Raw genomic sequence first — 11,711 nt, 5'->3', positions numbered from 1 at the left:
CATTCCGGCGGGGTTTTTGCAGTCTTGCAGTCCGCACGGATCGGCTCAGTCGATGTCCGAGACCTCGGCATCCTTGCCGCCGAAGACGCGCTGCGCGAGAGCGGCTTCGATGAAGTCATCGATCTTGCCGTCGAGCACATCCTGCGGCGAGGAGCTTTCCACGCCCGTGCGCAGGTCCTTCACCATCTGATAAGGCTGCAGAACGTAGGAGCGGATCTGGTGGCCCCAGCCGATCGAGGTCTTGGAAGACGCCTCGGCGTTGGCCGCCTCTTCGCGCTTCTGCAACTCGGCCTCATAGAGGCGCGCCTTCAGCATCGACCAGGCGGTTGCGCGGTTCTTGTGCTGGGAGCGGTCGTTCTGGCACTGCACGACGATGCCGGTCGGGATATGCGTGATGCGCACGGCCGAGTCGGTGGTGTTGACGTGCTGGCCACCGGCACCGGAGGCGCGGTAGGTGTCGATGCGGCAATCGCTTTCGTTGACCTCGATATCGATCGAGTCATCAATCACCGGATAGACCCAGGCGCTGGCAAAGCTGGTGTGGCGGCGCGCCTGACTGTCATAGGGCGAAATGCGCACCAGACGGTGCACGCCCGATTCGGTCTTCAGCTTGCCATAGGCATTCTCGCCCTTGATGAGCAGCGTCGCTGACTTGATGCCGGCTTCTTCGCCATCATGGTATTCGAGAAGCTCGACCTTGAAGCCACTGCGTTCCGCCCAGCGGCGGTACATGCGCAGGAGCATGCTGGCCCAGTCCTGGCTTTCCGTGCCGCCTGCGCCCGAGTTGATTTCCATGTAGGTGTCGTTGCCATCGGCTTCACCGGACAGCAGCGATGCCATCTGCAGCTTCATCACCTCGGCCTTCAGGCCGCGCATCGCCGTTTCGGCTTCCTCGACCACGTCCTTGTCGCCATCGGCACTGCCAAGTTCGATCAGCTCGATGTTGTCGGCAAGTTCCGATTCGAGGCGGCGCACGCCGGTAATGCCATCTTCCAGCTGCTGACGCTCACGCATGAGCTTCTGCGCCTTGGACGGGTCATTCCACATCGCGGGGTCTTCAGACAGGGCGTTCAGTTCATCCAGACGGACCAGAGCGTGATCCCAGTCAAAGATGCCTCCTCAGCAGGCTTATGGCCTGCTTGATTTCGTCGACGATGCCTTCCATCTCGGCGCGCATCGGATACCTCTCAAAGCTGGTTCAGGAATGTCGCGGCCACCGCCTCGTTGCCGGGGCAGTGGCCGCAAATCGGGGCGGAGACTAACGGCGCAGGCAGGCCATGTAAACAGCTAGCCGCGCAGGCAGATCTCCGGAAGGGTCAATAAAGCCCGCCCGTGCCGGTCATCACGGCAGCACCTGCCTCCGGCGAAACGGTGCGCGGCACGCCCATCTCGTCCTCGAAGCCGATGACCGAGTAAGTGTCCGGCGGGGCGGTGCCCGGCTTGAAGGACTCCAGAATGGTGCCTTCGGCCCCGGCAACCGCACGCATGCCGGTGTGCCGGTTGATCGGGATCAGTTGCAGACCCTTCGGAACACGGAATTCGACCGGCGGGCTGCCCGCCAGCGCTTCCTTCATGAACTCGGTGAAGATCGGCGCAGCGACAAGGCCGCCCGTCGCACCGCGTCCCATCGGCCGCGGCTGGTCGTAGCCGATGAAGACGCCGACCGCGAGATCCGGCGTATAGCCGACGAACCAGGCGTCCTTCTCCTCGTTGGTGGTACCGGTCTTGCCGGCAACCGGGCGGCCGACCGCACGCACGCTGGTGGCGGTGCCGCGCTGAACCACGCCTTCCATCATCGAGGTGATCTGATAGGCCGTCATCGGGTCCAGCACCTGCTCGCGCTCGTCGATCAGTTCAGGCTCGGCCTGACCGGTCCAGTCATTGGCATCACAGGTTTCGCAAATGCGGCTGTCATGCTTGTAGATGGTGCGGCCGTAACGGTCCTGGATGCGGTCGATCAGCGTCGGCGTCACCTTGCGGCCGCCATTGGCGAGGATCGAATAGGCCGTGACCATGCGCAGCACGGTGGTCTCGCCAGCACCCAGCGACATGGAGAGAACCGGCATCATGTTGTCGTAGATGCCGAAACGCTTGGCATATTCGGCCACCAGCGGCATGCCCATGTCCTGCGCAAGGCGGATGGTCATGAGGTTACGCGACAGCTCGATACCCGTGCGCAGGGTTGAGGGGCCATAGAACTTGCCGCCATAGTTCTGCGGGCGCCAGGTTGCCTGCCCGGCCTGCGCCAGCTCGATGGGCGCATCCAGAACCACGCTGGACGGGGTGTAGCCATTGTCGAGTGCGGCCGCATAGACGAAGGGCTTGAAGGACGAGCCGGGCTGGCGCCAGGCCTGCGTCGCGCGGTTGAACTCGCTCTGGGCAAAGCTGAAGCCGCCAACCAGCGCCAGCACGCGGCCCGTGAACGGGTCCATCGCGACCAGCGCACCCGAAACACGCGGAACCTGACGCAGCTGGTAGCGGCCGCCGTTCTTCGGGGCCTCGACATAGACCACGTCACCCGGGTTGAGCACGTCATTGGCCGAATTGGGGGCACGGCCGGACACGCGTGCCCATTTCATGTCGTCCAGCTGCAGCGTTGCCGTCTCACGCTCCGGCTCAAGGGCGCCGCTGACAAGCCTGCGCGGCTGCAGGCCAACCTGCGCCGTGTTCTGACCAGCCTCCAGCACAACAGCAAGACGCCACTCCGGCAGATCCGAAAGGGCTTCCACCTTGCCAAGCTCAACGCCCCAGTCGCCCGCGACGGGGATCGTCGTCACCGGCCCGCGCCAGCCGCCGCCGCGCTTCTGGTCGAAATCCAGAAGGCCGTTCATCAGCACCTTGCGGGCTGTCGCCTGCATCTTCGGATCCAGCGAGGAGCGGACCGAGAGACCGCCTTCGTAGAGGCTGTTCTCGCCGTAGATCGATGCGACCTGACGCCGGACCTCTTCCGTGAAGTATTCGGCAGCAAACAGCTGGGAACCGGTTTCACGCGGCTTCACCGTCAGGGGCTTTGCCTTGGCAGCCTCGGCATCGGCCGCGCTCACATAGCCGTTCTCGACCATACGGTCGATCACCCAGTTGCGGCGCTCGATGGCGCGCTCGCGGCCACGGAAGGGATGGTAATTGTTCGGCGCCTTCGGCAGCGCCGCCAGATAGGCGACTTCCTCAAGGCTCAGCTCATGCACCGACTTGTCGAAATAGACGAGCGAAGCCGCCGCCACACCATAGGCGCCGAGGCCAAGGTAGATCTCGTTGAGATAAAGCTCGAGGATCTCGTCCTTGGTGTAGGCCTGCTCGATGCGCAGCGACAGGATCGCTTCCTTGATCTTGCGGTCGACCGACAGTTCGTTGGTCAGCAGGAAGTTCTTGGCAACCTGCTGCGTGATCGTCGAAGCGCCCTCAGGGCGGCGGCCGGACCCGAAATTCTGCACGAAACGCACCACGGCACGGGCAATGCCCTCCGGGTCGATACCCACGTGGCTGTAGAAATTCTTGTCTTCCGCCGAGATGTAGGCTTCCTTCAGGATGTCCGGCATGGCCTGGATCGGCAGGAAGAGGCGTCGCTGCTTGGCATATTCGGCCATCAGGCTGCCGTCGGCGGCATGCACGCGGGTCATCACCGGCGGTTCGTAGTTCTTCAGCGCCGTATAATCCGGCAGGTCTTCGCCCAGCTTCTCCAGATAGATCCAGACGCCGGCCGCGACCAGCAGTCCCAGCACCGTACCGATGCCGAACAGATAACCGAAGAACTTGATCAGAAATTTCATGCCTTGGGCTCGCTTCTTCCCGGCCAGAGTGCTGATGCCGGTCCCCTACCACATTCCGGGCAGGCTGGACACAGGAGCACACAGAAATCCGGGTTTACCTCGGGACCTTAGTCGTCGAGCAATATGGCGATGCTGAGGCACCGGCAAGCACAGGCAGGCCCTGCGGTGCAATTACTTGACCTTTGTCCCCGCCGCAGTCTCTCCAGCCGCCCCCTTGTCCATCGCAAAGCGCGGCTGGAAGAAGGCCTCGATCGCGTCCGCAACAGCGGTTGCCGTGCGCTCACGCCACTCCGGCGAAATCAGCAGCTTCTCGTCCTGCTCGTTGGAGAGATAGCCAAGCTCCACCAGCACGGACGGCACGTCATGGGCTCTGAGCACCATGAAACCGGCGGAACGCTGAGGATTGTTGATCAGCTTCACCGCGCTTCTCAGCTCTTCCACGAGGATCTTCGAGAAATGGCTTGAAAAGATCTTGGTCTCCCGCCGGGCGAGATCGACCAGAATATCGGCGACTTCAGCGGGCTCCTCGCTCAGTTCCACCCCGGCCAGCACATCCGAATGGTTTTCCGAGGCTGCAATCTGGGCAGCGAGCGTATCCGACGCCTTTTCGGAGAGCGTGTAGACCGTGGCGCCGCGCACCTCTTCCTTGTAACTGCGCACCGAGTCCGCATGGATCGAGACAAAGAGATCGGCGTTGTGGCCGCGGGCAAACTGCACCCGCTTGCGCAGCGGCACGAAAGTGTCGTCCTCACGGGTCATGAAGACCGTGTAATGGCCCGTGTCTTCCAGTTTCTTTTTCAGAATCTGCGCAAAACTCAGAACCACTGCCTTTTCCAGCGTGCCATGCACGCCGATGGCGCCCGTATCAATACCGCCATGGCCAGGGTCTAGCACAACGACAGGCTTGGTCTTCCCCGCCGACGAGGTCAGCTTGTTTGCCTTGGGCGCGGCCTGCTGGCCATCCGTTACCAGGGCGCTGAGCGGCTGATGGGTGCGCTCGGCCTCGGCGAGAAATTCCTCACGGCTGGTCTTCACAAGATCGACAACAAGCCGGGCCGGCTGGTCTTCGATGGCTTCCAGAACGAAGCTCTTGTCCACCTTGGCCGGCTCGGTGAGGTCCAGCACGATCCGTGCGTTTCCCCTGGCGAACAACAGGCCATAGCGCCAGCTCCGGATCAGACCGCGCCCATCCGTGCCCGAACCTTCGGGCAGCTTGAACTCCATGGAAGGCAGATCAATGATGACCCGGTAGGGATCGGCGAGGTTCGAAACGATGAAAGGCACCTGCCCCTGCAGGTCCAGAACGAATCGTGTCCGTGTTTCGTCCCCGGCAATCCGGGCATCCGTGGCAGCAGAAGACAGGTCCGAGGCAACCGGCAAGGTCTCCGCCCGAACCGGAGCGCTTGCGGCCACGGCAGGCACAGCCAGAGCGGCCGCAAGCATCACCCTTGCCGCGACACGGCGCAGCGCAGGCAATACAAAATCGCGCAAACCTCCGCGGGCCACGGGCGCGTTCCGCTCGCGGCCTGGCAGAAAGACAGGCAAACTCTGCTGCAATCTGACTGGCAATCCTCTACTCCGGTCCTGTTTGCGGGCTCGGATGCGGCACCTGCCGCGCTCTTTAATCCCTCCGGTGGCGTGCCGTCAAAGGACGGATCCTGATGCAATGACCCTGCCGGTGGATGGTTAACTCCGTGCTAACGGGCCTTGCCGCCGCTTGCAAGCTGGCAGAGATGATTTCCATTGCTTGCCAAGGCGCTTGCTGACCCGTAAAAGAAGAATACGGATTTCGGTTTGCAGCCGATACTGCCTCAGATGATGGGAAGAACAGTCTTTCCACATGTCTTGGCGGCTTTGCCGGACGCGCGGAGCGGAGTGGAGGCCATTTGCCCCGGCCGCGGCGCCCGGCGTTAAGAGACGGCGAAGCATTGGGCGGTATTAGGTGTGACGGGTGCGGGCTGTCCCTGGACAGTCTGGAATTGGCCGGACCAGAAGGCAGTGAGCAGGCTTCAATCCTGCGCGCTCCGCCCGAAGGGTGACCAGAGTGACCTGTCATGGTGTCAGGCCCCAAGGCCGGGCTGCATGCCCCATCCGTGAAAACAGAAGCGCCTCGCAGGCGGCCATCGGGCCTCTTGCGGCAGCACTTCGCGGTGACAACAGTTTAATCAAGGGCAGGCGTTGCCTTGAAGCACAGCGCGATGCAGGCGGAAATGACACAAACGGTGTCCCCGATTTTGCGGGACAGCCGGTCCGCAGGCATAGACGCGCGCACGCCAGCTCTTTCGTCTTTCCATCCAAGTGACAAGAAAACGGTCTGCCGGACCTTCAGCCACGGAGCGCGTCAGCCGCGCCCCGGGCGTCCGGCTGCCGTGGAGACCTTCATCAATGGCAAACAAGATGCTGATCGACGCGGCGCACCCGGAGGAAACCCGGGTCGTCGTGGTGCGCGGCAATCGAGTTGAAGAATTCGACTTCGAGGCAGCTAACCGGAAGCAACTGCGCGGCAATATCTATCTGGCGAAGGTGACGCGGGTCGAACCCTCCCTCCAGGCCGCATTCGTGGAATACGGCGGAAACCGGCATGGTTTCCTCGCTTTCAGCGAAATCCATCCCGACTATTACCAGATCCCCGCCGCTGACAGGCTGGCGCTGATCGAAGACGAGCGTCACGAGGAAGAGCGGCGCGAAGCTGCTGAAAACGCCCGTCATGCCGCCCGCGAGGCTGCGGCCTCGGAAGCGGCCAAGGACGGAGACGACAGCGACGACGACGACGATCACGAGGATTCGGACAAGTCGTCCTCCGACGGCGACGATGATGCCGACCACGTTGAATCGGTCGGCGCCGAAGATGCCATGGAAGAGGTGCCGGAACGCCGCACCCGCCAGCGCAAGCAGTACAAGATCCAGGAAGTCATCAAGCGCCGTCAGGTGCTGCTGGTTCAGGTCGTCAAGGAAGAGCGCGGCAACAAGGGCGCTGCCCTGACCACCTATCTGTCGCTAGCCGGCCGTTACTCGGTGCTGATGCCGAACACGGGCCGTGGCGGCGGCATTTCCCGCAAGATCACCCAGCCTGCCGACCGCAAGCGCCTGAAGAAGATCGCCTCCGAGCTGGAGGTGCCGGAGGGCATGGGCGTCATCCTGCGCACCGCCGGTGCCAGCCGCACCAAGGCCGAAATCAAGCGCGATTTCGAATATCTGATGCGCCTGTGGGAGAACGTGCGCGACCTGACGCTGAAGTCCAGCGCGCCCTGCCTCGTCTATGAGGAAGGCAGCCTGATCAAGCGCTCGATCCGCGATCTCTACAACAAGGACATCGACGAGGTTCTCGTCGCCGGCGAAGACGGCTACCGCGAGGCCAAGGACTTCATGCGCATGCTCATGCCGAGCCATGCCAAGAACGTCCAGCCCTACCGCGAGGCCTCGCCGATCTTCACCCGTTTCGGGGTGGAGCCGCAGCTCGATGCCATGTTCTCCCCGCAGGTCACCCTGCGCTCGGGCGGCTACATCGTCATCAACCAGACGGAAGCTCTGGTCTCCATCGACGTGAACTCGGGCAAATCCACCCGCGAGCACAATATCGAGGACACCGCCCTCCAGACGAACCTTGAAGCCGCCGAGGAAGTTTCGCGCCAGCTGCGCCTGCGCGATCTGGCCGGCCTCATCGTCATCGACTTCATCGACATGGAGGAGAACAAGAACAACCGGACGGTGGAGCGCAAGCTCAAGGATTGCCTGAAGAACGACCGCGCACGCATCCAGGTTGGCCGGATCTCGCATTTCGGCCTCATGGAAATGTCGCGCCAGCGCATCCGCACCGGTGTTCTGGAAAGCTCCACCACGCCCTGCCCGCATTGCCATGGCTCGGGCATGATCCGCTCGGTCGAATCGGTTGCCCTGCATGTGCTGCGCTCGCTGGAAGACTTCCTGCTGAAGGGCGTCACCCACAATCTGATCGTGCGTACGAACACGTCAGTGGCGCTTTACATCCTCAACCAGAAGCGCCGCAACCTGGGTGACCTTGAGGCCCGTTTCGGCCTCGAGATTGCCGTGGTCGCGGATGAGGTGGGCCATGGCCAGCATTACGTGCTGGAGCGCTCGTCCCTGATCGACCGCGACAAGATCCCCCTCCCCGCCCCGCCGCAGATCCAGCCGCATATGGTCGAGATCGAAGAGATCGACGATATCGTCGAGCCGGAGGAAGAGGACGAGGATGACGTCGAGGAGGAACTGGAAGCAGCCTCGGCACGTCCCTCTGCCCGCGAGCAGTCCGAAGACAGCGACCGCCGCAAGCGCCGCCGCCGCAAGCGCCGCCGCAGCCCGGAAGCAGGTGGTGACCGTCAGGCCGGCCCGCGCCAGAACGAAGACGGCTCGGACGCTGATGCCGGCGATGACACAGAAGGCAGCGAAGGCGAAGACGGTGAAGCGTCTCAGGGTGAAGGCGCCCAGGGAGATGGTTCCGACGAGCCCAAGCGCAAGCGCCGCCGTGGCCGCCGTGGCGGCCGCCGCGGCCGCCGCAATGGCGAGCGCGAGGACGGTGAAGAGGGCAGCGACGGCGACGAGGATGCGTCCGGTGAGGATGCAGACGCAGCTGCTGCTTCCGAAGATCTGACCGGTGCCGTTGAAGGGGACGAAGCCGCAAATGGCGGCTCCTTTCCCGAAGCAGCCGAAGCCCCCGCTGCTGCAGAGGCTGACGCAGACGCTCCTGCCCGGGTGGAAGCAGCTCCGGCAGTGGCCGAAACGGCTGAGGAAGCCGTAACGGCCGCTCCCGAGGCAGCGCAGGAAGCCCCGGCGGCTGAAACTCCGGCTGCAGAGGCCCCGGTTCTGGAAACCGTTGCCGCTGAAGCTCCGGCCGAAGCTGCCGCAGAGGCTGCCCCGGCGCCTGAAGTTGAAGCGCCCGCAGAACCGGCAGCCCCGGCCCGCCCGAAGGCACCGGCAACGCCAGTCGTCACCAGCCAGACCGCCGGTGACGGCGAAGGCCCGGATGACGAAGGCAAGCCCAAGCGTTCCGGTTGGTGGCAGCGCCGCTCCTTCTTCTGATCCCCTGATCAGAGGCTAAAAAAGAACCCCTCCGGAAGCATCCTTCCGGAGGGGTTTTGTTTTCTCTCTCTTCGGCGAAGTCCTGCGCCCTCAGCGCCCTTTCAGCCATCCGTCCAGACGCCGCACGGCCTCTGCAATATCCTCACCGGCCCCGGCGAAGGAAAAGCGGGTGTAGCTGGCGCCATGCACCGGATCGAAGTCTGCGCCCGGCGTAGCGGCAACACCGGCTTCATTCAGCATGGCGCGCGTGAAATCGAGGGAGCTTTCGGCGAAACGGCTGGTGTCGGCATAGACATAGAAGGCACCATCCACCGGCAGCAGCCGGTCGAAACCGATCTTCGGCAAGGCCTCCAGCAACAGCGCCCGGTTGGCGGCATATCCGGCCTTGATCCCTTCCAGCTCTTCTGTGGCGTCAAAAGCGGCGGCAGCCGCGATCTGTGACAGTTCGGGCGCGGAGATGTAGAGGCTCTGGGCAATGCGCTCGGCCGGACGCACAAGGCTTTCCGGCAGCACCATCCAGCCAATGCGCCAGCCCGTCATGCAATAATATTTGGAGAAGCTGTTGATGATGATGGCATTCTGCGAGGTCTCCAGCGCGCAGGCCTGCTGCCCGTCATAAACGAGCCCGTGATAGATCTCGTCGGAGATAAACCAGATGCCCGTATCGTCACAGAAGCGGGCAAGACCGGCGAGGGCTGCCGGCGTCATCATCGTGCCGGTCGGGTTGGCGGGGCTCGCCACCAGAACGCCCTTGACCGGGCCATCCTTCAGCGCCGCTGCAATGTGATCCGGCGTCAGGCTCCAGCGGGTGTCCGGCCCCACCTCGATTTCCACCGGCACCAGCCCCAACGCCTTGATGATGTTGCGGTAGGCCGGATAACCGGGCGCCGTCAGAACGATCCGGTCACCCGGATCGAAGGCGGCAAGGAACGACAGGTTGAAGCCAGCCGAAGACCCGGTCGTCACCATGATCCGGCTTTCGGGCACCTCGACGCCATAGGCATCGCGGTAGTGGCGGGCGATGCGCTGGCGCAAGGGCGCGATGCCGCGCGCCTCCGTATAACCGAGGCGCCCGCCCTCCAGCGCCTGCCGGGCGGCGGCAAGAACGGTGGAAGGGGCCGGTGCGCCGGGCTGGCCCACTTCCATGTGGATGAGATGCCGCCCTTCCGCTTCCAGCGCACGCGCCGCCGACAGAACATCCATGGCCAGGAACGGGTCCACGGCACTGCGGGCGGAAGGGATGGTCTTCTGGCTGGTCACGGCGCAAATCCTCACGATGGCTGTTGCCACGCGGTTTACAGCGTTGCCCTGCCTTATGCCAGCCGCCGCTTTGGCGGGCTAAGAACGCACAGCACACCAGAGCGTGACCGGATGCGGCGGCCCGGCCTGTTGACCTGCCCCGGATGCCTCCCCTACTTTCTCCAGCAACACGCAGAAGAGGAAGCACCCGTGCGACACATTTCCACCGTTCAGGAACCCGGCGGCGGCAAGGCAGCCGCCCCTGTCCTTGGCCGGATTCTGCGCAAGGCCGGCACCCTGTTCATGGCAGCGGCGATTGCCCTGCCCTCATTGACCGCACCATCGGCGGCCCAGGGGCGGAAGATTCCGGTCGTGCGCGATGCAGAGACCGAAGAGCTCTTGCGCGATTATGCGGCACCGATCTTCAAGGCTGCCGGTCTGCCGCAGGGACAGGTGGAAATCATCCTCGTCAACGAGAACACCTTCAACGCTTTCGTTCCCGATGCGCGCCGCATGTTCATCAATGTGGGCGTGCTGATGGAAGCCGAGACACCGGGCGAGGTCATCGGCGTGATCGCCCATGAGGCCGGCCATATCGCGGGCCGCCATCTGGTGCGCCTGCGCACCGCGCTTGCCAATGCGCAGATCATGACCGTTGTCGGCATGGTGCTGGGTGCCGGTGCCATGGCGGCAGGCGTCTCCAGCAATTCCTCCGGAGCCACAGGGGGCGGTGCAGCCATTGCCATGGGCGCGCCGGGCATCGGCCAGCGCTCGCTGCTGGCCTATCAGCGCGGCGAAGAGGCCGCTGCCGACAAGGCGGCCCTGCGCTATCTGGAAATGACCGGCCAGAGCGCCAAAGGCATGCTGCGCACCTTCGAGCGCTTTGCCGACCAGCAGCTGTTCTCGGCCAAATACACCGATCCTTATGCCCAGAGCCACCCGATGGCGCGCGAGCGTTACAATGCGCTTGAGGAGCAGGCCCGCAAGAGCAAGTATTTCGACAAGTCCGCCCCGCCTGCCCTTCAGGCACGCCATGACATGGTGCGGGCCAAGCTGACCGCCTTCACCAGTCATCCCAACGCGGTCGCCCGGCTCTATCCGCGCTCGGACACCAGCATGCCCGCTCAATATGCCCGCGCGGTTGCGGCCATGCGCAGCAGCGGCCGGGCTGCGGTGAAGGACATTGACGCGCTGATCGCCAAGCAGCCGGACAACCCGCATTTCCATGAGCTGAAGGGCCAGGCCCTGCTGGAATCAGGAAACCCGAAGGCGGCCATCCCCTCCTTCCAGCGCGCCGTGCAGTTGCGGCCCAATGAGGGCCAGTTCCTGATCTGGCTCGGCTATGCCATGGTCGGTGCCAACGAGCCCTCGCTCCTGGCTGAGGCGGAACGCATCCTGAAGAATGGCATCCAGCGCGACCCGAATTCCGGCATCGCCTTCAGCCAGCTGGCCATTGCGCAGGGGCGCCAGGGCAAGCAGGCAGAGGCGGATGTCTCCACAGCCCAGGGCATGATGATGGCGGGTGACTTCCAGGCGGCGAAACGATATGCCGCACGTGCTCAAAAGAATTTGAAGCCCGGAACGCCTGCATGGATCCTGGCAGATGATATCCTGACCTACACGCCGCCGGCCCTGAATCGCTGAGCTGCAGCAATCCGTTTCCGCACC

The 11,711-nt window shown here is 63.7% G+C and carries 6 protein-coding genes; 2 read left to right on the top strand and 4 right to left on the bottom strand.

Annotation, left to right across the window (positions count from 1 at the left end):
- Positions 1–45 precede the first annotated feature (45 nt).
- From prfB to AC0CMF_RS01720, 3 genes are all read right to left on the bottom strand, one after another.
- Positions 46–1,177 (bottom strand): peptide chain release factor 2 gene (prfB, locus tag AC0CMF_RS01730; RefSeq protein WP_099052115.1). Its coding sequence is split into 2 segments (ribosomal slippage): positions 46–1,107 and positions 1,109–1,177, totalling 1,131 coding nucleotides; the frame shifts between segments, so codons are not numbered across the junction.
- Between the two features lie 139 nt (positions 1,178–1,316).
- The gene (locus AC0CMF_RS01725; protein ID WP_050473184.1) at positions 1,317–3,767 is read right to left on the bottom strand and encodes a penicillin-binding protein 1A; all 2,451 of its coding nucleotides are present in this window, start codon (positions 3,765–3,767) and stop codon (positions 1,317–1,319) included.
- Between the two features lie 171 nt (positions 3,768–3,938).
- Positions 3,939–5,273 carry an N-acetylmuramoyl-L-alanine amidase gene (locus AC0CMF_RS01720; RefSeq protein ID WP_374630607.1) on the bottom strand — a complete coding sequence of 445 codons (1,335 nt, stop codon included), beginning with the start codon at positions 5,271–5,273 and terminating at the stop codon, positions 3,939–3,941.
- Between the two features lie 879 nt (positions 5,274–6,152).
- Between AC0CMF_RS01720 and AC0CMF_RS01715 the strand changes: the two genes are divergently transcribed.
- Positions 6,153–8,804: an Rne/Rng family ribonuclease gene (locus AC0CMF_RS01715; protein WP_374630605.1), complete on the top strand. Its 2,652-nt coding sequence runs from the start codon at positions 6,153–6,155 to the stop codon at positions 8,802–8,804.
- A 90-nt stretch (positions 8,805–8,894) separates the two neighbouring features.
- Here AC0CMF_RS01715 and AC0CMF_RS01710 read toward each other — a convergent pair whose 3' ends face one another.
- A complete protein-coding gene (locus AC0CMF_RS01710) occupies positions 8,895–10,007 on the bottom strand; it encodes an aminotransferase class I/II-fold pyridoxal phosphate-dependent enzyme (protein ID WP_200901746.1) in 1,113 nt (370 codons plus the stop codon).
- 246 nt (positions 10,008–10,253) lie between these two features.
- Between AC0CMF_RS01710 and AC0CMF_RS01705 the strand changes: the two genes are divergently transcribed.
- Positions 10,254–11,687 carry a M48 family metalloprotease gene (locus AC0CMF_RS01705; protein WP_374630603.1) on the top strand — a complete coding sequence of 478 codons (1,434 nt, stop codon included), beginning with the start codon at positions 10,254–10,256 and terminating at the stop codon, positions 11,685–11,687.
- Positions 11,688–11,711: the final 24 nt, after the last annotated feature.

It is taken from the genome of Pannonibacter sp. CBAS1226 (genome assembly GCF_055685825.1).
Note: the sequence above shows the minus strand (reverse complement) of the source record. Positions and strands in the feature narration are given on the sequence as shown.

Bases quoted from the DNA above. Each gene is read 5' to 3' on its own strand.
- AC0CMF_RS01725 (WP_050473184.1), bottom strand. From the start codon at position 3,767: ATGAAATTTCTGATCAAGTTCTTCGGTTATCTGTTCGGCATCGGTACG.
- AC0CMF_RS01715 (WP_374630605.1), top strand. From the start codon at position 6,153: ATGGCAAACAAGATGCTGATCGACGCGGCGCACCCGGAGGAAACCCGG.
- AC0CMF_RS01710 (WP_200901746.1), bottom strand. From the start codon at position 10,007: ATGGATGTTCTGTCGGCGGCGCGTGCGCTGGAAGCGGAAGGGCGGCAT.